Origin of the sequence: Sphingomonas sp. YR710 (genome assembly GCF_900101455.1) — a bacterium.
Classification (GTDB): domain Bacteria; phylum Pseudomonadota; class Alphaproteobacteria; order Sphingomonadales; family Sphingomonadaceae; genus Rhizorhabdus.
Genome location: NZ_FMZJ01000002.1, coordinates 177,262 through 200,592, shown reverse-complemented (window position 1 = coordinate 200,592; position 23,331 = coordinate 177,262). Strand labels below are relative to the sequence as shown.

The following is a 23,331-nucleotide window of genomic DNA, read 5'->3' as shown; positions in this document are numbered from 1 at the left end:
GTGGCGTGTCAGCTTTTCGCGGTCAGAAGAGCGCTGGCAAGCGAGGCTATTTCCTCGATCGCCGCCGCGAGATCCTCGGCGCTGTGTGCCTGCTGCCTTGCCGCGCTTGCCGCCTGCCCCGCTGCCGCCGACGCCTCTTCGGCGACGGTTGCAATCTGTTCGGTTCCGCTGCGTATCTCGCGCACTGCGTTCAGGATCGTATTGCTGCCCTCAAATATCGCGCTGCTTGAGGCCGAGGTCTGCGCCATGTCGGCGAGGATCGTGGCAAAGCGATCCAGTACGCCGCGGTTTCGCACCACTTCGAGTTCGGAAGCGCTCGCCAGCTGGTCCAGGTCGCGGCGGACGGTTGCGATCTCGTCCTGCATCGCACGAACGACGTCGCGGGCGCGCTCGCCATTGGCGGCGCTGTCGCGCGCGAGCTTCCGAATATCGGCCGACACCGTGGCAAATCCCCGCCCCGCCTCGCCAGCGCGGGTTGCCTCAACCGACCCGCTGACCGCAAGCATGTTGGTCTGCACCGCCACGAGCGCGAGCGCATCGATGATTTTTTCGATCTTGCGGGTGACGTCGTTCAGTCCCGCCACCGCACCCATCACCGCGCGGGTCTCTTCGAGCGCCGCGCCAACGCCATCGGCAAGCCGGGCGATTGTCGCCCGCCCTTCGGTAATATGCGTGGTCACCGAAGCCGCACCGGCAACGCCTTCACGCGCGCGCCCCTGGGCCACGTTTGCTGCCTTCTCGATCTGTGCCATTGCGGCGTTGGCCTCGGTGGTCGCCGACGCCTGAAGCTCGGCGCCGCGGCTGATCTGTTCGATCGCGACAAGGATCTGGCCTGCGGCACCGGACAGTTCCTGAACCGTTGCAGAGAGTTCCTCGGCCGCGGCGGCCACCTGTTCGGCGGACTCTTGGATATCGTCGCCCGACTGAAGTCGCTCGGTCAGCGCGGCGAGTTCGTCCGCAGTCTGCTGGCTTTGGTCGAGCGAAATGCTCTGCTGCTCGACGCCCTGCTGCGCTTCAGTCGCAGCCGCGGATTGCTCCTCGGCGGCGGCGGCGACCTGCTCCGATCCCTGGATCGCTTCGCGCGCCGCGATATCGGCCTCGATCGCCACCTGAAGAATAGCTTGGGCGCCTTCCGACAGTCGCGCCAGATCGGTACGGGCAGCATCGAGCGTCGTCACGACCGCCCGGCCGGAAGCGGCTTCGCCGCTGGCCAGGTCCGCCGCCGAGCGAATGCGGGCGGCGACGGCGCGAACCAGTTCGACCACTTCGAGTGAAAGCTGCTGAACGTCGCTTGCGCTCGCCTCGGACGTTTCGGCGAGCGCACGCACCTCGTCGGCAACGACGGCGAAGCCTTGCCCATGATCGCCCGCGCGTGCAGCCTCGATCGTAGCGTTGAGGGCGAGCAGGCTGGTCTGATCCGAGATATCGGCGACGATCCTGCTGATGTCGCCGATATCGCCGGCGCGCGCCTCAAGCGAGCTGATGACTTTGACCGAGGCAAGCTGGCGCGTGGCATTGATTTCGATCGCGGCGATCGAACCGTCGATCTGTCCGCTCGTTTCCAGAAAGGCGGATTGAAGCAACTCGGTCTGGCGCCGCGCGGCTTCGGCGCGTTCGCGTGCGGCGCCGAATTCGGCGGTCAGCGATCCGATTAATCCCAACGACTCCTGTGCCGCGCCGGCGGCCTCCTCCGCACCGCTCGAAATCTGGTCCATTGCGCGTTGCAATTCTGCAGCAGCCGAAGCCGCTTCGGTCAGGCCGCTGGCAAGCTCCTGTGAGGCGGCGGCGATGCGTTCGGCGAGCCCGTCCTGGCTCGTTGCAACCTGCGTCCGCATGCGCTCTGTTCGCGCCGCCGGTTTCGCCGGTTTCGCCGGGGTGGCGGCTGGCCGTGTAGCCGGGCGCGCGGCGAGCGTGGATTTCTTGACAAGAGCCATGGCGAACGCGCCTTCCGGGATTGAACCACTAACGGGTGCGCGAGAAAGACGCACTGGGGCTAACGTGCGGCAAAGACTTGAATGGTGCAAGGTGGCTACGCGGCACTGCGACGAAGGCCGGTGCCTGGTCAGGGCGCGGCGCAGGCTCGCCGGTGTTCCGACGGCTCGAAACGGTGTCGAGCTATGAGGAGCCGCAGCGGGATCGGGGGGCGCCGATGCCAGGGTCGTCTCAGAAGAGACGGGATGGTAACAGGGGTGTTCTTTGGCTGTTGGCGTGCCGGACGTGGCGGTCGTTCTATCTGACGGGCGCGATGAAATCTGACCGCCGCCATCTCTTCCTGAGCTATTGAAAGAGTGGCGCGAGTGACGGGGCTCGAACCCGCGACCTCCGGCGTGACAGGCCGGCGCTCTAACCAACTGAGCTACACCCGCATTACTGCGTCGTGGGGGGCGAACTAGTGGAGGCCCCGTGGCGTGTCAACCGCCGGGCGACTCATTTTTCGGGCCAGGACTGCGCGAGCGGCTCCTCATCTCCATGTGCGTTCGTGAAAGTGCCCTCGGCGAACAGGAAGCCGGTGATATCCGGCCAGCCCGCGGCGTCGAGGATCGTCTTCAGGATGATCAGCAGCGGCACCGCGAGCAGCGCGCCTGCCGTCCCCCACACCCAGCTCCAGAAGCTCAGCGCCACCAGAATCAACAGCGGATTGATCGTCAGCCGGCGGCCGACCAGCATGGGCGTCAGCACATTCGCCTCCACCAGATGGACAGCGACGAACATTGCCGCCGGCACCAGCGCATAGCCGAGATCGGCGAAGGTCATCAGTCCCCCGATTGCCAGCAGCCCGGCCCCGAGGATGGGGCCGAAATAGGGGATATAATTGAGGATCGCGACCAGCCCGCCCCACATCATCGGCGTCGGCATGCCCACGAACCACAGCACCAGCGACACAAGCACGCCCATGCCGATGTTCACGGTGGTGATCGTCGCGAGATAGGCCGATGTGCGGTCGACCATCTCCTGGATCACGCGTGCCGTCGTCATCGCGCTCGAAAAGCTGCCCCGGCTGGTGATCGTGCGCCGGCGCATCCGCGTCCACCCGCTCAGGAAGAAATAGACGACCAGGGTGGAGAACAGCATCTGCACGATCGCGTGCGGCGCCGACGTCGCGACATAATCGAACAGCGAGTTCGGTGCCTCGACCGTCACAGTGCGCGCGCTGGTGGCCGAACTGCGCGCGAACGTTCCCATCGTCTGATCGACGAACCGCTCGAACGCGGCATAGATATCGATCAGTGGCGACAGATTGTGTCGGATCAATGCGATACGTGAGGGCAGCAGCGCGAACCAGTCGGTCGCTGGCACGATCACCGATGCGATCGCGGCATTGGCCAGGACAAGGAACAGCAGCACGCAGAACAGCGACGCGATCGCCGAAGGCATGCCCCTGCGCTCCAGCCATTCGAGCAACGGCACCAGCGCGACGGCGATCACCAGCGCGCACGTAACCGGCAGAAAAAATTCCGAACCCGCATGCAGGGCAAAGGGGATGGCCAAGATGATACCGGCGCCGGCGGTCAGCGCCAGCCAGGCGAGCAGGCGGTCGCGGCGGTAGGCCATTTCGGCCTGATTGACCATCGATGCCCTGACGGCATCGACGACGCTGACAGACCCGGATTCGGAAGCGGGCGTTTCCACCCCCGGCTCTTTGTGTTGCAGTTCGTCGCCGGCCGCGAGTCGCACGATATCTTCATCCTCGATCGGCCAGACCGTTGTGCGGCGATGATTCGTCGCAATGGACAAGGGCTGGAATCCCTACTGACCCGCCCCGCCGAATATTGCAATTTCACAACAGTTTCGTGGCGAAGATAAGGCGTTTTTCATGATTTCTGCGGCCTGAACGGCGTCCGCAGCCTCACTCGGGCTGTCCCGCTGGCGTAACGACTCGTCGTGGATAGGTTGACGGATTTACGCTTTGGCCATCAGAGGGGCGCAAATCCGGTCGTACGGGGGCACGACAACTCTTTCCGCCCCCCTCGCGACAAGTCGTGAATGAGCACGCCGCCCCTTGTTTTGGTGTTCGGGGCGGGCGTTGGCATTCGCGCATAGGTTGGAGTGCTGAATGTCCGCTAAGCTTGCTCAACATCCGCTCATGTTGGCCGCAATGTTGTTTGCCGCCGCCACAGGAGCCATGGGCTTTGCGGCTATTCCGACTTCCGAACCGACTCTCGCTTACGAAATGACCAGCCAGATCACCGCCGACGACCATGTCGTCGCGGACGGGATCGACAAGGTTCTCCTCAAGGAAACCCCTTCCGCCACCGCCAAGCTCGACGAACAGCTCGAGTGCATGGCAAAGGTGGTTCATCACGAAGCCGGCAATCAGCCGCGCTCGGGCCAGCTCGCGGTTGCGCAGCTCATCATGAACCGCGTGGGCAAGGATCGCTTCGCCGATACGGTCTGCGAGGTGACCAACCAGCATGGCCAGTTCTTCAACACGGCATCCTATCATCCCCGCCGCGACACCGATCGCTGGGCGACGGCGGTGGAAGTCTCGCGCGAGGCGATGGCTGGCGCGGCCGACCCGGTTGTGCCCGGCGCGATCTATTATCATGCGGCCTTCCAGCCGGCGAATGCCTTCTTCCGGACCCGTCAGCGTCTGACGACCGTCGGCGATCACGTCTTCTACCGCTGATTGCGGCTCTTAACGGCCGGATCCGGTCGTTATAAGAAGGCCGGCATGTCCAGAAGCACCCGCGCCACGATCGCGCTCGCCAAGGCGGGCGTGCCCTTCTCCGTCCAAAGCTATGAATATGCGCCCGGCGGCGAACGGGTCGGCCTGCAGGCGGCCGAGGCGCTCGGCGAATCGCCTTCCCGCGTGCTGAAAACCCTGATGATCGAGGTGGACGGCAAGCCGGCCTGCGCGATCATCCCATCGGATTGCGAACTTTCGCTGCGCAAGGCGGCAGCCGTGCTCGGCGGCAAGACGGCGCGCATGATGCCGCCCGCACGGGCCGAACGGCTGACCGCTTATCATGTTGGCGGGATCAGCCCGTTCGGCCAGAAGAAGCCTGTACCGACAATGATCGAGGCGGCCGCGCAGGCGGAACCCTATGTGTTCGTCAATGGCGGCCTGCGCGGGCTGCAGGTGCGACTGGCGCCGGCCGATGTCGTGCGCGCCACCAATGCGATCGTCACGCCGCTCATCGCCTGATCACGGCGTGGCGGTCGACGCCTCGTTGCCGAACCGCTTCGCCTGGCCTTGCTTCCAGAGGGCGTGGAGCTTCTGGCGCGGTGCCGTCATGCCGGCCTGATCCATCAGCGCGGTCCAGTGGTCGGCAAGCTCGGAGGCCTTTAATTGGATCGGGGTCGGATCGCGCTCGCCGATCCAGTCGGACAGCGCGCCCGGATTGGTGACAAGCAATGCGACTGTCGCGACGGCGATCGTCACCGCAGTCCATTGCAAGGGATGGCGTGCCGAGTGGGCGTCCCGCGGCAGGTCGACCGGCGATGGCAGATCGTGGATATGGGGATCATGCGCCATCCGTGCCCTCCTAGAACTGATAATAGATGAAGGGCGCGACGCCTTCATAGCGCATGCTGTCGATCACCAGGATGATCGCGGCGATCAGCACGCCGAGCGCCGGCGCCGGCAGCCGCCGCAGCCCCATCGCCACGCGCTGCGGCATCGATGGCGGCGTGAAATGATAGGCCATGCCCAGCACCATCAGCCCGGCGAGCAACGGCGTGGTGACGGTGTTGCGCCAGTCGCCCTGCATCATGCCGCCCAGATAGGCGATCGCCGCGCTGAAGCTTTCGGCGCGGAAGAAGATCCAGCCCAATGTCACAATGTGGAACGTGACGATGATCGCCAGCAGCCTGGGCAGGCCGGGCAGGCGCGCCTTGCGCCACAGGGTCTCGACCACCTGCACCGCGCCGTGGAGCCCGCCCCAGATCAGGAAGGTCCATTTGGCACCATGCCAGAAGCCGCCGAGCAGCATCGTCAGTGCGATGTTGCGGCACTGCATGAACAGGCCGCCGCGATTGCCGCCGAGGCCGATGTAGAGATAGTCGCGCAGCCAGCTCGACAGGCTGATATGCCAGCGCCGCCAGAAATCCTGGAGCGAGCTGGCGCGATAGGGCTGGTTGAAATTGCGCGGGAAACGATAGCCGAACAGCGCCGCGATCCCGATCGCCATGTCGCTATAGGCCGAAAAATCGCAATAGATCTGCACCGCATAGCCATAGGCTGCCATCAGCAGATCGAGGCTCGAATGCGCCGACGGATCGAAGAATACCGGATCGACGAGGTTGACCGACAGTTCGGACGCGACCACCGCCTTCTTGAACAGCCCCCACACGATCAGCAGCAGCGCCATCGCCACCATGCCGCGATCGAGCTTCGGCACCTTGCGAAATTGCGGCAGCAGGTCCGACGCACGCACGATCGGCCCGGCGACGAGATGCGGGAAGAAGGACATCAGCAACGTGATGTCGAGCAGCGAGCCGGCCTTCACCCGCCCGCGATAAACGTCGATCAGATAGGACATCGCCTGGAAGGTGAAGAAGGATACACCCACTGGCAGCACGATCTGCATCAGCGGCAGGTCGCGGCCGAACCCGATATGGGTCAGCAGGCCGCCAAGCTGTTCGAGGAAGAAATCATAATATTTGAAGAAGCCGAGTATGCCCAGATTGGCGATCACGCCGATCGTGACCACCGCCTTTTGCATGCCGCGCGTCTCGACGGCATCGACGATGCGCGCGGCCCCCCAGTTCAGGAAGGCCGACCCGATCAGCAGCGCCACGAACCGCCAGTCCCACGCGCCGTAGAAGACCCAGCTTCCGAGCAGCAGCAGGATCTTGCGCCATTCGTTGCTGCGCGATGCCGCCCACACCACCGCGAAGGCGAACAGGAAGAACAGCCCGAATTCCAGCGTCGGAAACAGCATCTAGCCGCGTTCCCTGCCATATTCACGAATACAAATTCCTCCCCGAGCTTGTCTCGGGGAGGGGGACCGCCCGGCGCAGCCGGGTGGTGGAGGGGTTTGCGCAACGGTCGGGATTGCCCCTCCGTCAGCGCTTCGCGCTGCCACCTCCCCGAGCAAGCTCGGGGAGGAATTTACGTCATCGCGAACAAAACCCGTATGCGCGAACGCCGCAGCCCCGCTCCGGCAAGATTTTGGGAAGGACGTCATCTCAGCGCCCCGCGATGGCATTGGCGGCGGCATCCAGATCGGCCTGCAACCGCGATCCGATGTCCTGCCCGCCCAGCGAGGTATAATGCACATAGTCGCCGCGCATCCGCTGCGGCGGCAGCTTGACCCAGCTCACCGCGGTGCAGCGCCCGCCCATCCGGGCTTCCCAATCCCAGAAGCCGAGCCGCAACTGTTGCGCGACGTTGCGCTGGACATCGCGGACAACCTTCAATCCAGCTGGCGGAAACAGCGGATGCACGGTCAGCGACCAGCCGATTGTCGTCGGGACTGGTGGCGCGACGATGGGCCCGGGCTGCGCCGCGGTCACGCGCTGACCGTCGCTGCTATGGGTTGCGCGGGCGTCGAGGGCTGCAAGAACGTCGTCGATTCCGCTCTGCGTCGTCGGCTGCTGTGGAGACGTCGTAACGGGCGGTGGCGGCAAGGGGGCGGGCTCGAGGCAGGGGGCCGGCGTCGCGGCGGGCGCATTGTTCATCAATTCGGAGCGGCGGGTGAGGGCATCGGGCGCGCCGAGCAGCAGGATCGGCACGCGGCCGGCCAGCCGCCGCAGCCGCCCGATCTGGCTGCGTAGGATGATCTCATATTCCTGCGGACTGACGCGCGGGGCGAAACCTTCATTGGTGCCGAAGGCGACGACGATCAGGTCCGGGTCATAGCTGCGCAATTCCTCCGCAATCACGGCATCGTCGTTGCGCGAGAAATGGACGAGCTGCGATCCGACGACGCCGAGGTTCGACAGCGCCACGCCGCCGGCATCGCGGAAGCTTGCCCAGCTCGTGATCGTCACGGGCCCGCCCTGCACTGCCACCGAAACTGCGACCTGCGGCGTATCGAAGGTCATCTCCTTGCATTCGGGGCGCGCCGTGAAGGAGTTCAGCTCCATCCGATCGTTCTGCCCACCGATGCTGATGATCAACGTGCCGGCACCCGGCCGCGACATTGCGCAGATCACGAAACGGGTGAAGGCTTCGTTCGCGGCGGCCGACATCCCGATCCGCGCGCCGTCGACCTGCGACGTCAGGCTGAAGCCGGCTAGCCCGATCGGTGGATGGGGCTGCTGCGATCCTGGTCCGAAGATCGAGGCGATCGACCATCCCGCCGACATGTCGACGCTCACGCCGTGCGGGTTATAGCCATTGAACGGCTTGCCCGGTGGCATCACCCCGCGCCCGCCGCTGCCATAGCGCGCCTGCAATATGTCACGCCAGGCGCCGGTGATTGCGTCGCCTGCGGTATGGCTGTCGCCGATCTGCAGGATGTGGACCGGCTTGCCCGATCCGCCGCGCGCCGCCGCCAGCTTCTCGAAATACGGACGCAGCAGCGAATAGCCGCATAGCGAGCCGGCACAATCGGACGTGACGACAGGCGCCCCCGCGGCCGCGATCAGGGCGAGCAGGCCGATCATCCGCTGATGTTGCCGTCGGCCGGCTCGCTCTGCATGCCGGGCGGCAGCAGATCGATCGGTGCACCTTTGCCGGCTGGCGCATGTTTTGGCGCGGATGGCGGCGTGTCCCGGGCGGGCCGTGGCTCGTCGGCCAGCGGATCCTCGAGCTTGAGGGTCGGTTTGGGGGGGCGGCTGGCAACCGGCGGTCTGGGCGGCTCGGGTTGCACGAAGGCCGGAGCCGGGGGCGGTGTTTCGCTGCCCTTGCCGGCCGCCTCGCGCGCGCGATCGACATAGGATCTGATACGGCCGGCCAGCCCGCGCGTGATCCGGATATAGCCGTTCACCGACATGTGGATGCCGTCATTGGCGCGCATCAGCACCGGCCTGGCAGTGACCGGATCGGGCAGGTAGGCGGCATATTGGCCGTCGGCATCGACGCTGTACGGCGCGGTTTCGATGAACGGTACGCCAAGCTGGCCCATCAATTGCCGGTAGAACGCATTCATCCGCACGACATCGGCATCATAGGCTGCATCGCGCATCTTGGGCAGCCCGACCCAATAGACGATTGCCCCCTGCGCGCGCAGCATCGCGACATAGGATGAAACGCGCCGGCCGATCTCGGCCTGCCAGTTGGGGGTCAGCAGCGCATAGACATGGCCGCCGCTGGCCACGCCCATCATGTCGTTCGCCCCGAACGAGATCACCGCAATGTCGACCGGTGTCGCGGCCAGCCGGCCGCGATCATGTTCTTCCAGATTGAGCGTGCGATAACGGGTGAAGCCGGTCGCCTGCTGGCTGAACTTGAGAATTTGATAGCCGGCCTTGCGATTGAGCTGGTTGTAAAGCGCGGTCCAGACGCCGTCGCCGAAGCTGTCGCCAAACACCCCCACCCGCACCGGACGGCCCGCTGCTATCGCGCCCAGGATGCCGGGCTGGATCGGGCGGGTTTCGGCAACGACCGGAGGGCCGGGGGGTGTCGCACCGGCGGTCGCCGGGTGCTGTGGCAAGGGGGCCGGCTTCCCGTTCAGCATCACCATGTCGGGCGGAGGGGCCGCGCCGGCCTCGGCCACGGGAAGCTGCGGCGGCGGCGCGATGCCAGACACTTCGATCTGTTGTTTGATCCCGAAGGCATAGCCGATCGCTACCCCGGCGGCGACGCCCAGAAACAGAACAGCCGTACGATCGAACAGCAAGCGAACCGCCTTCATCGGGCATTTTTCCGACAGGGAACCAACATCAGCCGGAAAACTCTACCCGTGCGCACCTGAACGACCCCGCACCAAAAAATGCCGCCCCGACGCGGGGATAGGCCGTCCTTAACGCGGGGTGGTTGAGCCTGTCGAGCGGGATCGGGTGAATTGTTCGCCCGCAGCGACCACCGGCCGTGCGGCGCTCACGCTCTGTCGATGATGCCGGGCATTTCGACGCATTCTACACCGTCTCGGCGACGGCATAGGCGCGGGCGGTGGCCGGCCGCGCCGCGATCGTATCGAACCAGCGGCGGATGTTCGGGAAATCGGCCAGATCCTGCTGCTGACGCTCGTATAGGACGATCCAAGGATAGATCGCCATGTCGGCGATGCTATAGTCATCGCCGGCCACAAACGGCCGATCGGCAAGCCTTTTGTCGAGCACGCCGTATAGTCGCGCGGTTTCCTTCACATAGCGGTTGATCGCATAAGGGATCTTCTCCGGCGCGGCGCCGGAGAAATGGTGGTTCTGCCCGGCCATCGGGCCAAGCCCGCCCATCTGCCAGAACAGCCATTGCGAAACCTCGGCCTTGCGGCGGGCATCGGCGGGTACGAACTGCCCGGTCTTTTCGGCGAGGTAGAGCAGGATCGCGCCCGATTCGAACAAGGCGATCGGCGCGCCGCCATCGGCCGGATCGGTATCGACGATCGCGGGAATGCGATTGTTCGGTGCGATTGCCAGGAAATCGGGGGCGAACTGCTCGTTCTTGGTAATGTCCACCGGATGGACCCGATAATCGACCCCGGCCTCCTCCAGAAAGAGCGTGATCTTGTGGCCGTTGGGCGTCTTCCAGTAGAACAGATCGATCATCGTGCGCGGGTTCCTGATGGGTGTACCGATCGGTAACATATCGTGGCTCGTGCGATGGGGGTCAACCGCCTCTGCATAAAATTATCGCTAAGAACCCTCGCGGTCGCGAAAATGCAGCGCCAGCCACACCGTCGGCGGCTCGGCCTGCGTCCACAGCACGCGGTGCCGCACCTGTGCCGGGATCAGCACATGGTCTCCCGGCGCCAGCGCGATCTCTTCCTGCCCCTCGATCCACAGCTGCGCGCCGCCCGACACCAGCAATACCCATTCGTCCCAGGCCTGCTGATAAGGCGTTTCGACCGGCGTGACCTGCCCCGTCGACACGATCCGTTCGATCACCACGCCAGGCCGCACGAGCAGTTCGTCGAACCGCTCCCGGTCGCCGGGCGTCGTCAGATCGTCGAGCAGGCCAGGCATCAGCCCTGCGGCGGCAATGGTGGATCGGCTTCGGCCTTTTCCGCCGACAGGCCATGCTTCATCAGCATCGGGATGTTAGCGATCGCGAACAGCAGGGTCGCCGGCATCGCACCCCATAATTTGTAGCCCAGCCAGAAATCCATGCTGGTCGATCGCCACACCGCTTCGTTGGCGATCGCCATCGCGACGAAGAACAGGGCCCAGTTGCGCGTCAGCTTGGCCCAGCCGATATCGCTCAGCCCCGGATAGGCCTGGCCCAGCACCATCTTCAGCATGGGTCGATCGGTGATCATACCAAAGGCCAGGATCGCCGAGACCATCAGATAATAGATGGTCGGCTTCATCTGAATGAAGCGCGGATCGTGGAACCAGACGGTGAGGCCGCCCAGCACCAGCACCATCACGCCCGAAAACCACAGCATCGCCGAAATGCGACCGTGCAGCAGCTTCGACGCGAGGATCGCAAGCGCAGTGGCCCCCATGAAGGCCGCAGTCGACAATATCACATGCTTGGTGAACCAATAGGCCAGCAGATAAACGAGCAGCGGCCCCAGATCGATCGCCAGCTTGACCAGAGGGCCGGGTTCCTTGGCAGTTTCGGTACGCATCACGCTTTCCTGATCCTCTCGACACCGGCGATCGCGCGGGCCACCTCTGCGGGATCGAACGGGCGCAGATCACCCACGCCTTCGCCAATCCCGATCGCATGCACCGGCATGCCATATTTCTCCGCCGCCGCGACCAGCACGCCGCCGCGCGCCGTGCCGTCCAGCTTGGTCATCACCAGGCCGGTCACGCCGGCGCTCTCCTTGAAGATCTCGATCTGGTTCAGCGCATTCTGCCCCGTCGTCGCATCGAGCACGAGCAGAACGTCGTGCGGCGCGGCCGGGTTCAGCCGACCGAGCACCCGGCGTATCTTCGATAGCTCGTCCATCAGGCCAGTCTTGTTCTGCAGGCGCCCGGCGGTATCGACAATCAGCACGTCGATGCCCTTGGCGGTGCCCTGCTTGACGCCTTCGAACACCAGCCCGGCCGCGTCGCCGCCTTCCTTGCCGGATATGATCGGCACGCCGATCCGGTCGGCCCACACCTTGAGCTGTCCGATCGCGGCTGCGCGGAACGTATCTCCGGCGACCAGCATTACCGCATAATCCTGTTCGGTCAGCAGATGGGCTAGCTTGGCGATCGTCGTCGTCTTGCCTGATCCGTTGACGCCGATCACCAGGATCACCTGCGGCCGCGGGAATGCCTCGATCTCGAGCGGCTTGGCGACGGGCGCCAGGATCTTCTCGATTTCCTCGGCGACGACCTGGCGGACGCCGGCTTCGTCGATGCCTTTGTCATAGCGCTCGTCCGATAGCCGCGCGCGGATCTTGGCGGCGGTCGCCGGGCCAAGATCGGATGCGATCAACGCTTCCTCGATTTCGTCGAGCGTCTCGCGATCGAGCGCGGCCTTGGTGAACAGGCCGGAGAGATTCTCGCCGAGTTTCTCCGACGTGCGCCTGAAGCCGCCGAAGATCTTTTCGGTCCAGGGGGTGTCGCTCATGCCACTATTCTCTCTGCCGTCATCCCCGCGTAGAAGCGTGTAAGGATATGAAAAAGCCCCTCCCCTTCAGGGGAGGGGTTGGGGTGGGGCCTCTTCTCCCAACCGACGCTGATCTCGGTGAGACGCGGGTGCCCCACCCCAACCCCTCCCCTGAAGGGGAGGGGCTTGCAGTCGTTCATTCTCGCCTTCGCGGGGGCGACGGTGGCAAGGGAGGCTTGCACCGTCATATCATCGTGCCTGTCAAAGTCCCGCTGCCGGCATCGATCTGTGCCCGGATCACCGTGCCAATCATATCCCCGGTCGCATCGGGCAGCTGCACCCGCGCGAAATTCTCCGCATGACCGGCCCCGCCACGCTCGACGAGGACGTTCTGAATCGTCCCGTCGAGGCTGCGTTCCCACGCCGCCTGCCGGCGTTCGGCCGCTTCGCGCAGCCGCTTCGCCCGCCCGCGAATCGTCGCGAGATCGACCTGCGGCATCCGCGCCGCCGGCGTCCCGGCACGCGGCGAGTAAGGAAAGACGTGCCCGAACACGATATCGCAATCGTCGATCAGGCGGAGGCTATTGTCGAACATCGCCTCGTCTTCGGTCGGGAAGCCCGCGATCAGGTCCGCGCCGATCGCGATATCGGGCCGCTTCGCCTTCAGCCGCTCGACGATCGCCACCGCCTCCGCCCGGCTGTGGCGGCGCTTCATCCGCTTGAGGATCATGTCGTCGCCGGCCTGCAGTGAAAGATGGAGATGCGGCATCACGCGGCGCTCGCCGGTCAGCAGGTCGAACAGCCGGTCGTCGATCTCGACCGAATCGAGTGACGACAGCCGCAGCCGCTTCAGCCCCGGCACATGCCGCAATATCCGCTCGACCAGACTGCCCAGCGATGGCGCGCCGGGCAGATCGGGGCCGTAACTGGTCAGGTCGACCCCGGTCAGCACGATCTCGGCATAGCCCAGATCGACGAGCGCGGCGATGCGATCGATCACGGCGCCGGCCGGCACCGACCGGCTGTTGCCGCGCCCATAGGGAATCACGCAGAAGGTGCAGCGATGATCGCAGCCATTCTGCACTTCGACGAAGGCGCGGGCATGATCGGTGAAGCCGGACACCAGATGCGGCGCCGTCTCGCGCAGCGCCATGATGTCGGAAACGCGGATATCGGCGGAGGGCTCGGGCACGAAACGGAACAAGGCCGCCTGCTGCTTGTCGGCGTTGCCGAGCACGCGGGCCACCTCGGGCATCGCGGCGAAGGTCTGCGGCTCGGTCTGGGCCGCGCAGCCGGTGACGACGATACGGGCATCGGGGCGTGCGCGCGCGGCCTTGCGAATTGCCTTGCGGGTCTGGCGGACCGCCTCGGCGGTGACGGCGCAGCTGTTGACGATGATCAGGTCATCCTGATCGTGTGCCAGCGTCCGTATCGTCTCGCTCTCGGCGATGTTGAGCCGGCAGCCGAGCGTGATCAGTTCGGGGCCCCGCCCCTTCCTCTCGCTATCTCTCTTTTCTTCGTCATTCCCGCGAAGGCGGGGACCCATATTCTCGGAACCGCAAGAGGTTCGCACGTGGGAGTTTATGGGTTCCCGCCTTCGCGGGAATGACGAAGGAGGGGAGGACGCGTCCCCTCCAATGGCGCTCGACTCGACGATATTCATCCGAAGGCGCTCAGATCGGCCTCGGCGGTGAAGACATGGGTGGCGGGGCCGGACATGGTGATCGGCCCGCCGGGCGCCCAATCGATGCGCAACGCACCGCCGGGCAGATGCACCGCCACCGGCCCGTCGACATGGCCGGCGCGGATCGCGGCGACCGCGGTGGCGCAGGCGCCGGTCCCGCAGGCGAGGGTCACCCCGACACCGCGTTCCCACACGCGCAGCCGCAGCGTCGACCGGTCGACGATCGTCGCGACGTTGACGTTGATGCGGGCGGGAAACAGCGGATCGGTTTCGATGATCGGGCCCAGCCGTTCGAGATCGACCGAATCGGTGTCGGGCACGAAGAAGATGACGTGCGGATTGCCGACATTCACGGCCATCGGCGACGCCAGTTCGTCCCACGCGACCGGCATAGCCATCGTGTCCATCGCGAAGGCGAGCGGAATCTCGTCCCAGCCGAAGCGCGGTTCGCCCATGTCGACCGATACCAGATCGCCGTCATTCGCGCCGCTCAGCACGCCGCCCAGCGTCTCGATCGAAGGGCTGCCGCCGAGCAAGCTGACGACGCAGCGGGTGGCATTGCCGCAGGCTTCGACCTCGCTGCCATCGGCATTGAAGATCCGCATCCTGGCATCGGCCACCGTCGACGGCTCGATCAGGATGAGCTGGTCGCAACCGATGCCGCGCCGGCGATCGGCGAGCGCACGGGCGCGCGCCGTGGGCATCGCCACGGGCGCCTCGCGCGCATCGATCACGACGAAATCATTGCCGAGACCATGCATCTTGTGAAAGCGAACCATCATCGCCCGCGCGATCTAGGGATTCCGGCCCCCGAAGTCCACCATTGGCCTATTCGTTGTCGAGGATGAAATCGCGCAGCGCGCGCGCGTCATGGAGCGCATTGTGCGGCACCTTGCTGTTGCGCGCGGTGCTGAAGCCCGGCGTGCGGCGGAATTCGAAGCAGATCGATTGCACGTCGACGATATCGGTCGCGCCGACCAGCAGCAATCGGCAGAACAAGGCGATATCCTCGGGCCAGTCGGCAACGATCACCGGATCGTCGTCGGTCGACAGAAAAGCGGCGATGTCATGCGCCGCTGCAACCCGATCGAGCCGGTTGAAGCTCAGCGGCGGCACGCGTTCGAGATAGGGCATCACATGCCGTTCGACCCAGGGCTCGGCCGGCGTTTCGAGCGGGATCACGACATAATATTCCTGGTCGCCATATTCGGGCACCAAAGCCAGGCTGATCAGCTCGCCGCCGAACCCGTTGAACTCGGTATCGAGGAAATAGCGCACCTAAATTCCTCCCCGGAACGGGGAGGGGGACCGCCGAAGGCGGTGGTGGGGTTTGCGCGTCGATCGGAGGGCGGAGGCCCCTCCACCATGCTGCGCATGGTCCCCCTCCCCGTTCCGGGGAGGAACTTGCGTGCATCCCATCACCCCAAAGCCTCGTCGAGCAACCGCGCCAGCCTGAGCCCGCCGCGCGCGACCTGGAGCCGCAACACCGGAATCAGCGTCTGCACCTTCGCCTCGTCCAACGTCGGCCGCGCATCCGGCTTCGGCCCGCACGCCTCGCCGATCAACGCGGCATAGGCATCATGCGCGACCTGCCAGCTTTCGCGGCTCCAGTCCTCGACTGTGCCGCTCGCCATCGCGGCGCGATCGGCAACCGGCACTTGGGACAATATGCCTTTCGCGCCGCCCGGCGGCGTTGAGATCGCCCGGTCGGCGAGCAGGCCGTCCCAGATGCTGTGCAAATTGGTATTCGGGATCGCGCCATAATTGGCTTTCACGTCGTTGCCGCCGCGATCATGCCGGTCGCCCGCATGCAAGGGCTGGTGCAGGTCGCCCATGAAATGGACGAGGAACACCAAAGCCTCGATCCGTACCCGCTCGGGCTGGCTGCGATCCTTGAGCAGCCGCACGTCGCGCTCGATCTGGCGCGATACGCAATTGCCGTCGGGGCAATTGGCCTTGATGTCGAACGGCTTGCAGATATCGATATTCTGATAATGCCAATTATAGGCGTAGCTGTAGCGATCCTTGAGGCCCTTGACGCAATCGGCCCAGACCGAGGCTTGCTCGACCGTGCGGGCCGGGCAGGTCGGCGTTTCCAGTAATCGATCATGCGCGAGCAGGCGGCGGATCGCGCGCTGGGTCGATGGCTTCGCCGATGCCATCGCGATCGTCGCGACGCTCTCATGGCCATATTCCCACCAGGCGGCGGCCGGGCTCGACACCGCGATCAAGGCAGTGAACGCAAGCAGGAGGCGGATCATCATTCGTCTCCGTAAAGGGCTACGCAAAGCACACCGCTGGCGGTGGCCAGCCCGCGATACATGCCGGGCGTGTTGAAGCACCAGCCCCCGGCGCCGCTGCCGTCGATGCTGATGACGCCGCCTGTCCCGCCCAACGAGCCGATATCGTCCATCACCGCATCGGCGGCGAGGCCGAGCGGCTCGTCGGCCAGCCGCACCCGGCTCGAAATCTCATGCGCCGCTCCCGCGCGGATGAAATGCTCGCCGGAGCCGGTGCAGGAGGTCGCCGCCCCGCGATCGTCGGCCCAGGTACCCGCGCCGATCACCGGCGAATCGCCGATCCGGTTCCAGCGCTTGCCGGTGAGGCCCCCGGTCGACGTCGCGGCGGCAAGATGGCCCTGCACGTCGCGCGCGACCGCGCCGACCGTGCCATATTTGAGGTCGACGTCGAACGTGCCGCTGTCGCGCATTTCCTCGAACTGGCGCCAGCGTTCCTCCACCCGGAACCAGGACGGATCGACCTGTTCGAGCCCCTGTTCGGCGGCGAAGCGATCGGCACCCGCGCCACTCAGCATCACATGGGGGCCCTTCGCCATCACCGCGCGGGCGAGCGACACCGGGTTGCGGGTGCGCGTGATCGCGCTGACCGCCCCGGCGCTGCGGGTGGCCCCGTCCATCATCGCGGCATCGAGTTCGTTGACGCCGTCGGCGGTGAAGACGGCGCCGCGACCCGCGTTGAAATAGGGATCGTCCTCGAGCAGCCGCACCGCCGCCTCGACGGCATCGAGCGCCGATTTGCCCTCGGCGAGCAGCGCCGATCCCGCCTCCAGCGCAAGGCGCAACGCGTCGCGCACCCCGGCATCGGTGGCTGCATCGGTCGCTTCGCGACGAATCTGGCCGGCGCCGCCGTGGATCAGCAGGGTCCAGCCATCGGGTGCGCTGATCCAGTGCGATATGATGATATGATCGCGCTTTGCCGTCATTTCGTGGGTTTTGGCCTTCCGTGGTGCAGCATCTTCATATCGACGCAAAGCCGGCCTATAAAGCGCTCAACTGTATCTGCAGAATGGAATCCGATGTCCCTTCGACCCTGGCGTGACATAGCACGGCGCGAATCGCGCCAGATCATGGTTGGCAACGTGCCGGTGGGTGGCGGCGCCCCTGTCACCGTCCAGACGATGACGAACACGCTGACCAGCGATGCGAAGGCGACGATCGACCAGATTCGCCGCTGCGAGGATGCCGGCGTCGACATCATCCGCGTTTCCTGCCCCGACGAGGAATCGACCGCCGCGCTCAAGCAGATCGTGCGCGCGTCGCGGGTGCCGATCGTCGCCGACATTCATTTCCACTATAAGCGCGCACTCGAAGCCGCCGATGCCGGCGCCGCCTGCCTGCGCATCAATCCCGGCAATATCGGATCGAGCGAGCGCGTTGCAGAGGTGGTGCGCGCCGCCAAGGCCAATGGCTGTTCGATCCGGATCGGCGTCAACGCGGGCAGCCTCGAAAAGGATCTGCTCGAAAAATATGGCGAGCCCTGCCCCGAGGCTTTGGTGGAAAGCGCGCTCGATCATATCAAGCTGCTGCAGGATCGCGATTTCCACGAATATAAGGTCGCGGTGAAGGCGTCGGATGTGTTCCTGGCCGTGGCAGCCTATATGGCGCTGGCCGATGCGGTCGATTGCCCGCTTCATCTTGGCATCACCGAGGCCGGCGGGCTGATCGGCGGCACCGTCAAGTCATCGATCGGCATGGGCAATCTGCTGTGGGCCGGGATCGGCGACACGATCCGCGTCTCGCTTTCGGCCGAACCCGAAGAGGAAGTGCGGGTCGGTTTCGAGATCCTCAAATCGCTCGGCATCCGCAATCGCGGCGTGCGTGTCGTGTCCTGCCCGTCCTGCGCGCGGCAGGGTTTCGACGTGATCCGCACGGTGCAGGCGCTCGAGGAGCGGCTCCAGCATATCCGCACGCCGATGTCGCTGTCGGTGCTCGGCTGCGTCGTCAACGGCCCCGGCGAGGCGCGCGAAACCGATATCGGGCTCACCGGCGGCGGGGCGGGCAAGCATATGGTCTATCTGTCGGGCGTCACCGATCACACGGTGCAGGATGCCGACATGATCGAGCATATCGTCAAGCTGGTCGAGGAAAAGGCCGCGGCGATCGAGGCAGCGGAATCGCAGGCGCAAGCAGCAGAGTGAGAATCCGTTTCGCTGCCATCGGGGCGCTGGCTGCCCTCGCTCTCTCTGTATCTTTGCCGGCTCAGGCCGGCGAAGTTGCGCTGACCTTCGATGATCTGCCGGTCTTCGGCAAGGCGTCGTCGACCAAACAGGGTGAGGAGACTACGAAGAAATTGCTCGGCAGCCTGCGCCGGCATCATTTCGTGGCGATCGGCTTCGTCAACGAGATCCAGCTCGCACGGGCCGATCGCCAGGCGCGCACCGATATGCTGAAGCAATGGCTCGATGCCGGCATGGAGCTTGGCAATCATAGTTATTCGCACGTGTCGCTCAACGATACGCCGCTCGCCGACTATATCGCCGACGTCGCCCGCGGCGACGATGTTACGGGAAAATTGCTGGCAGCCAGAGGTCGGGCCGAGCGTTGGTATCGCTATCCCTATCTCGAAACCGGCCCGACGCTCGCCGCCAAGCAGGGCTTCGAGCAATGGCTGTCGGCACATGGCTATCGGATCGCGCCGGTGACGATGGAAAATTCGGACTGGCAGTTCGATCCGCCTTATGCCGATGCGCTGAAGCGCGGCGATCGGCGCGGGGCGAAGCGCATCCGCCAGCAATATATCGATTATACCGCGGCGGCCGTCGACTGGTATCGCAAGGCTTCGGTCGCCCTGCTCGGCCGCGAGATCGATTTCGTCTTCCTGCTCCACGCCAGCCGGCTCAATGGTGACAGCATCGGCGCGCTCGCCCGCATCCTCGCGCGGAACGACCTGAAGGTGGTGTCGCTCGACAAGGCTATGCAGGATTCGGCCTATAAGATGCCCGACGATTATGTCGGGCCGGACGGCAATGAATGGCTCGAACGCTGGTCGCAGGCGATGCACAAGCCCTTGCCGTACGGGATCTTCCCGAACGTACCGCAGAGCATTGTGACGGCGTCCGACCGGCTCGATCACGATACGCCGCGGATGCCGACGAACTGATTTCAAAGCAAGCTGCGGAGTGCAGCGCTTGATGTAAGCCGCGATGTTCGGACTCTATCCAGGGAGAACGAACATGGCTTATCGCGTCCTGGGGCTCGACCCCGCCCCCTTCCGGCATCTCTACGGCCTGTCCGACTCAGTGCTCGCGGCGAAGGGTGTGCAACGCCATATCGCCGACGCCAAACCGGGCTTCCCGGACCGCATCGAGCTGCGGGACGCCGAGCCGGACGAGCGTTTGTTGCTGCTGAACTATGTCCATCAGCCGGCCGATACGCCTTACCGCGCGAGCCATGCGATCTTCGTCCGCGAAGGGGCGGAGCAGGCCGTGGAACTGATCGACGTTATTCCGGACGTTTTGCGGGTTCGCCCGATCTCGCTGCGGGCCTTCAACGCGCGCGGGGAGATGATCGATGCGGATCTTGTGGCGGGCACCGATCTGGAGCCTTTGATCGAAAGGTTCTTTGGCGATCTGACGGTGGACTATCTCCATGCCCATTTTGCCAGGCGCGGCTGCTATGCGGCGCGGATCGAGCGCAGCTGAGGCACTGCTCTTCCCTTCTCTCGTCATGCCAGCGTAGGATGGCATCCCTCCAACCGGCTCTCCTGAAACGGATGTGGGATGGACCCCTTCGCTGGGGTGACGGAAGGGAAACCGAACTCCCCCGTGACGATCGCCCGTCCCGTCGCTACGAGAGCGACCATGACGCGCGCGGCCCCTCCCTCCACCACAATCGTCGCGTTCGCGGTCGCCTTGCTCGGAATCGCCTTCTTCTCGACGATGGACGCGGTCGTGAAGAGCGTGAGTCTGGCGATCGGCACCTACGATACTCTGCTCTGGCGCAGCATCATCGGCGTGGTCCTTGTCGGCGTGCCGTGGCTGTTGCGCAGGCCGGGCCGGCCGACCCGCGCCGCGCTGAAGCTGCATGCCGAGCGCGGCATCGTATCGGCGGCGATGGCGTGGCTGTTCTTCTGGGGGCTCGCACGGGTGCCGATGGCGCAGGCGATCGCGCTGACCTTCATCGCGCCGCTGATCGCCTTGCTGCTCGCGGCACTGCTGCTCAAGGAACAGATCGGGCGCAATGCCAAGGTCGGATCGGTATGCGGGCTGGCCGGGGTGGGGATCATCCTGTCGGGCCAGTTGCAGGCGCCGCCGGGGCCGGAATCGGGGATCGGCGCGATCGCGATCCTGCTGTCCGCCTTATGCTATGCCTATAATATCATCCTGATGCGGCGGCAGGCGCAGGTTGCCGATCCGTTCGAGGTGGCCTTGTTCCAGAACATCACCGTCGCGCTCTGCCTCGCCTCGCTATCGCCCTGGTTCGGGCATGTGCCCGATGTCGTGCACTTCCCCGGAATCGCATTGGCGGCGGCGCTGGCCAGCATCTCGCTGCTGCTGCTGTCCTGGGCCTATGCGCGGGCGGAGGCCAATTATCTCTCCGCGGTCGAATATTCGGCAATCCTGTGGGCGAGCTTCTACGGCTATTGGCTGTTCGGCGAACATGTCCGCCTGACGACTGCGATCGGCGCGGCGCTGATCATCGGCGGCTGTATCGCGGCGTCGCGCCGCGGGCAGGTTCCCGTGCTGCCGGCCGAATATCAGGCGTGACGATCAGCCGCCGCCCAGCACGTTGATCGTGAAGGCCAGCACGCCGATGTTGAAGACGAACGCCGCGAAGCTGTGGACGGTGACGACCTTGCGGATGCGCGGGCTGGAAACCGCCGTATCGGAAGTCTGGAAGGTCATGCCCAGGGTGAAGGCGAAATAGATGAAGTCCCAATAATCGGGTTCGGGGCATTCTCCCGAAAAATCGATCCCGGCCGCATCGGCGGTGCCATCCGTGTTCCGGCTGTAGAACAGGTGCGCATAATGAAGGGCATAGATCATATTGGTGAATAGCCACGCCAGCAGCAGTGTGACGATGACCAGGATGATGATGGGCGGCTGGGCCCTGCCCTTCTGCGCCAGCTCGACCGCGATCGCGACAAGGACGACACTCGTCACGATGCCGGTAAGCGCCAGGAGCATGACGCGGTTGGCGTCGTTGCGCTTTGCGGCGTCGCGCATGCTGTCCGGGGGATTGTTGAGCAGCGGCACACAGGAGAGCAGGAAGACGATCGCGCCCGCATCGAATCCGATCAATGCGGCATGCGACCAGCCAGCCCAACGGATCGCGACGGCAAAGCCGATCGCGCTGATCAGCAGGAAAGCGATGAAGCGGGGCGGGGCGACGCGGCGGCCGAGATCGAGCCTGGGAAGGGAAGCCATGCTCGCTTCTAGCGCAGCGGCGACGGGCAGGCTATCACTTGTGAAAAGGCGGGAAAACCATCGATGGCATGGCTATTATTGATCATCGGCGGCTGTTTCGAAGTGGGGTTCACTACCTGTCTGCGCTTCGTCGATGGCTTCCGGAACCTGCCCTGGACCGGTGGCTTCCTGCTGTCGGTGACGCTGTCGATGGGGCTTCTCGAGGTTGCGAGCCGGTCGATCCCGATGGGCACGGCCTATGCGGTATGGGGGGCGATCGGCGCGATCGGTACGGTCATCGTCGGCATGTGCTGGTTTACGGAGCCGGTCTCGATGATCAGGATCGGCCTGATTTTCGGCGTGGTCCTGTGCGTGGTCGGGCTCAAGCTGGCGGGGGGCTGATATGGCCGATGACGGTCTCGCCGAGTGGGTGGTCGAGGCGCTGGAGCCGATCGGCATGGTCACGCACCGCGCGATGATGGGTGGCAGGACGCTCTATTGCGACGGCACGATTTTCGCCATCACAGCGCATGGCGAACTCTGGTTCAAATCCGATGCCGTCAGCGATGCGATGTGGGACGCGGAAGGCGCCGATCGCTTCGTATATGGTGAAAAGGATGGCATCCCGCAGACGATGAATTATCGCCGGGCGCCTGGCGACGTCTATGACGATGCCGATGCGATGCGCTTATGGGCCGAGCCGGCGATAGCGGCCGGCCGGCGTTCCAAGCCCAAGCCCAAACGCAAAAAATAACCCCTCCCGCGTGTCGGGAGGGGTTGGAACGGTCAGCCGGCGGCCTTGGCCTGCTTGGCGGCTTCGATCGCTTCGAGCACGACGCGGCGGGCCTCGTCGGCATCGCCCCAGGTACCGATCCGGACCCACTTCTTGGGCTCCAGATCCTTATAGTGGGTGAAGAAATGCTCAATCTGCTGCATCAGGATTTCGGGCAGATGCTCTTTTTCGCCGACATTCGTATAATAAGGGAAGGTCGCGTCGACCGGCACGGTCAGCAGCTTTTCGTCGCCGCCGGCCTCGTCTTCGAGCTTCAGCACCGCGATCGGGCGGACGCGCACGACGCAGCCCGGTACGAAGGGCGAGCGCGCGACGACCAACGCATCGAGCGGATCGCCATCGGGCGACAGCGTGTGCGGCACGAAGCCGTAATTGGCGGGATAACGCATCGGCGTGTGCAGGATGCGGTCGACGAACAGCGCGCCCGATTTCTTGTCGAATTCGTATTTTACGGGTTCGCCGCCCACCGGCACTTCGATGATGACGTTGAGGCTGTTGGGCGGATCGTCGCCCACGGGGATGAGTTCGATGTTCATGCGCGTCCCTTATGCTGCACCGCATTAGTTGCCAAGCGGGGATCACGCAAATCTGTCACAATTGCCGACGTTTCGCGTCCGATATCGCCGGGGCGGCGGCATCTTTCCCACAGGGCCGCAAATGCTCTAAGGGCT

General features: G+C 64.9%; 25 protein-coding genes and 1 tRNA gene. 8 read left to right on the top strand and 18 right to left on the bottom strand.

Annotation, left to right across the window (positions count from 1 at the left end; all coding sequences use genetic code 11):
- Positions 1 to 8 precede the first annotated feature (8 nt).
- From BLS13_RS03385 to BLS13_RS03375, 3 genes are all read right to left on the bottom strand, one after another.
- Positions 9 to 1,934, bottom strand: a complete 1,926-nt coding sequence (locus BLS13_RS03385) for a methyl-accepting chemotaxis protein (RefSeq protein ID WP_093449799.1) — start codon at positions 1,932 to 1,934, stop codon at positions 9 to 11.
- Positions 1,935 to 2,289: 355 nt separating this feature from the next.
- Positions 2,290 to 2,366: transfer RNA gene (locus BLS13_RS03380), tRNA-Asp, on the bottom strand.
- Between the two features lie 61 nt (positions 2,367 to 2,427).
- Positions 2,428 to 3,570, bottom strand: coding sequence for an AI-2E family transporter (locus tag BLS13_RS03375; protein ID WP_093450145.1), 1,143 nt, complete (start codon positions 3,568 to 3,570; stop codon positions 2,428 to 2,430).
- 484 nt (positions 3,571 to 4,054) lie between these two features.
- Here BLS13_RS03375 and BLS13_RS03370 point away from each other — a divergent pair, with 484 nt between their 5' ends.
- Both BLS13_RS03370 and ybaK read left to right on the top strand, forming a co-directional pair.
- Entirely contained in the window at positions 4,055 to 4,627 is a 573-nt protein-coding gene (locus BLS13_RS03370; protein WP_093449798.1) for a cell wall hydrolase, read from the top strand.
- A 45-nt stretch (positions 4,628 to 4,672) separates the two neighbouring features.
- Entirely contained in the window at positions 4,673 to 5,146 is a 474-nt protein-coding gene (gene ybaK / locus BLS13_RS03365; protein ID WP_093450143.1) for a Cys-tRNA(Pro) deacylase, read from the top strand.
- Here ybaK and BLS13_RS03360 read toward each other — a convergent pair whose 3' ends face one another.
- The 13 genes from BLS13_RS03360 to BLS13_RS03295 form a co-directional block, all read right to left on the bottom strand.
- Positions 5,147 to 5,476, bottom strand: coding sequence for a hypothetical protein (locus BLS13_RS03360; protein WP_093449797.1), 330 nt, complete (start codon positions 5,474 to 5,476; stop codon positions 5,147 to 5,149). It abuts the gene before it with no gap.
- Positions 5,477 to 5,486: 10 nt separating this feature from the next.
- Positions 5,487 to 6,884, bottom strand: coding sequence for an MBOAT family O-acyltransferase (locus BLS13_RS03355; protein WP_093449795.1), 1,398 nt, complete (start codon positions 6,882 to 6,884; stop codon positions 5,487 to 5,489).
- Positions 6,885 to 7,131: 247 nt separating this feature from the next.
- On the bottom strand, positions 7,132 to 8,553 hold the full coding sequence (locus BLS13_RS03350; RefSeq protein ID WP_093449793.1) for an SGNH/GDSL hydrolase family protein: 1,422 nt from the start codon (positions 8,551 to 8,553) through the stop codon (positions 7,132 to 7,134).
- Positions 8,550 to 9,743 carry an SGNH/GDSL hydrolase family protein gene (locus tag BLS13_RS03345; protein ID WP_093449792.1) on the bottom strand — a complete coding sequence of 398 codons (1,194 nt, stop codon included), beginning with the start codon at positions 9,741 to 9,743 and terminating at the stop codon, positions 8,550 to 8,552. Before BLS13_RS03345 ends, BLS13_RS03350 begins: the two co-directional genes overlap by 4 nt.
- A 223-nt stretch (positions 9,744 to 9,966) precedes the next feature.
- A complete protein-coding gene (locus BLS13_RS03340) occupies positions 9,967 to 10,596 on the bottom strand; it encodes a glutathione binding-like protein (protein ID WP_093450142.1) in 630 nt (209 codons plus the stop codon).
- 87 nt (positions 10,597 to 10,683) lie between these two features.
- Positions 10,684 to 11,013: a cupin domain-containing protein gene (locus BLS13_RS03335; RefSeq protein ID WP_093449790.1), complete on the bottom strand. Its 330-nt coding sequence runs from the start codon at positions 11,011 to 11,013 to the stop codon at positions 10,684 to 10,686.
- Positions 11,013 to 11,621, bottom strand: coding sequence for an inner membrane-spanning protein YciB (locus BLS13_RS03330; protein WP_093449789.1), 609 nt, complete (start codon positions 11,619 to 11,621; stop codon positions 11,013 to 11,015). Before BLS13_RS03330 ends, BLS13_RS03335 begins: the two co-directional genes overlap by 1 nt.
- Positions 11,621 to 12,559, bottom strand: a complete 939-nt coding sequence (gene ftsY, locus BLS13_RS03325; protein ID WP_093449787.1) for a signal recognition particle-docking protein FtsY — start codon at positions 12,557 to 12,559, stop codon at positions 11,621 to 11,623. The genes BLS13_RS03330 and ftsY overlap by 1 nt, the downstream gene beginning before the upstream one ends.
- 223 nt (positions 12,560 to 12,782) lie before the next feature.
- Complete coding sequence (gene mtaB / locus BLS13_RS03315) at positions 12,783 to 14,084, bottom strand: tRNA (N(6)-L-threonylcarbamoyladenosine(37)-C(2))-methylthiotransferase MtaB (protein WP_093449784.1); 1,302 nt, start codon at positions 14,082 to 14,084, stop codon at positions 12,783 to 12,785.
- 113 nt (positions 14,085 to 14,197) lie between these two features.
- A complete protein-coding gene (dapF, locus tag BLS13_RS03310) occupies positions 14,198 to 15,004 on the bottom strand; it encodes a diaminopimelate epimerase (protein WP_093449782.1) in 807 nt (268 codons plus the stop codon).
- Positions 15,005 to 15,050: 46 nt separating this feature from the next.
- Complete coding sequence (locus BLS13_RS03305) at positions 15,051 to 15,500, bottom strand: 3'-5' exoribonuclease (RefSeq protein ID WP_093449781.1); 450 nt, start codon at positions 15,498 to 15,500, stop codon at positions 15,051 to 15,053.
- 140 nt (positions 15,501 to 15,640) lie between these two features.
- A complete protein-coding gene (locus tag BLS13_RS03300) occupies positions 15,641 to 16,483 on the bottom strand; it encodes a S1/P1 nuclease (RefSeq protein WP_093449779.1) in 843 nt (280 codons plus the stop codon).
- The gene (locus BLS13_RS03295) at positions 16,483 to 17,445 is read right to left on the bottom strand and encodes an isoaspartyl peptidase/L-asparaginase family protein (protein ID WP_093449778.1); all 963 of its coding nucleotides are present in this window, start codon (positions 17,443 to 17,445) and stop codon (positions 16,483 to 16,485) included. Before BLS13_RS03295 ends, BLS13_RS03300 begins: the two co-directional genes overlap by 1 nt.
- A gap of 93 nt (positions 17,446 to 17,538) precedes the next feature.
- Here BLS13_RS03295 and ispG point away from each other — a divergent pair, with 93 nt between their 5' ends.
- The 4 genes from ispG (at position 17,539) to BLS13_RS03275 (ending at position 21,228) form a co-directional block, all read left to right on the top strand.
- A complete protein-coding gene (ispG, locus tag BLS13_RS03290) occupies positions 17,539 to 18,660 on the top strand; it encodes a flavodoxin-dependent (E)-4-hydroxy-3-methylbut-2-enyl-diphosphate synthase (RefSeq protein WP_093449776.1) in 1,122 nt (373 codons plus the stop codon).
- Entirely contained in the window at positions 18,657 to 19,622 is a 966-nt protein-coding gene (locus BLS13_RS03285; protein ID WP_093449775.1) for a polysaccharide deacetylase family protein, read from the top strand. Before ispG ends, BLS13_RS03285 begins: the two co-directional genes overlap by 4 nt.
- 73 nt (positions 19,623 to 19,695) lie before the next feature.
- Complete coding sequence (locus BLS13_RS03280; RefSeq protein WP_093449773.1) at positions 19,696 to 20,163, top strand: DUF1203 domain-containing protein; 468 nt, start codon at positions 19,696 to 19,698, stop codon at positions 20,161 to 20,163.
- Positions 20,164 to 20,322: 159 nt separating this feature from the next.
- Complete coding sequence (locus BLS13_RS03275) at positions 20,323 to 21,228, top strand: DMT family transporter (RefSeq protein WP_093449772.1); 906 nt, start codon at positions 20,323 to 20,325, stop codon at positions 21,226 to 21,228.
- 3 nt (positions 21,229 to 21,231) lie between these two features.
- Here the strand turns inward: BLS13_RS03275 and BLS13_RS03270 are convergent, their stop codons facing one another.
- Positions 21,232 to 21,888, bottom strand: coding sequence for a DUF1345 domain-containing protein (locus BLS13_RS03270; RefSeq protein WP_093449770.1), 657 nt, complete (start codon positions 21,886 to 21,888; stop codon positions 21,232 to 21,234).
- Positions 21,889 to 21,951: 63 nt separating this feature from the next.
- Here BLS13_RS03270 and BLS13_RS03265 point away from each other — a divergent pair, with 63 nt between their 5' ends.
- Both BLS13_RS03265 and BLS13_RS03260 read left to right on the top strand, forming a co-directional pair.
- Positions 21,952 to 22,269: a DMT family transporter gene (locus BLS13_RS03265; RefSeq protein ID WP_093449768.1), complete on the top strand. Its 318-nt coding sequence runs from the start codon at positions 21,952 to 21,954 to the stop codon at positions 22,267 to 22,269.
- 1 nt (position 22,270) lies between these two features.
- Complete coding sequence (locus BLS13_RS03260; protein WP_093449766.1) at positions 22,271 to 22,621, top strand: TfoX/Sxy family protein; 351 nt, start codon at positions 22,271 to 22,273, stop codon at positions 22,619 to 22,621.
- Between the two features lie 32 nt (positions 22,622 to 22,653).
- On the opposite strand, the gene ppa is transcribed toward BLS13_RS03260, so the two are convergent.
- Positions 22,654 to 23,196 carry an inorganic diphosphatase gene (gene ppa, locus BLS13_RS03255; protein ID WP_093449765.1) on the bottom strand — a complete coding sequence of 181 codons (543 nt, stop codon included), beginning with the start codon at positions 23,194 to 23,196 and terminating at the stop codon, positions 22,654 to 22,656.
- Positions 23,197 to 23,331 lie beyond the last annotated feature (135 nt).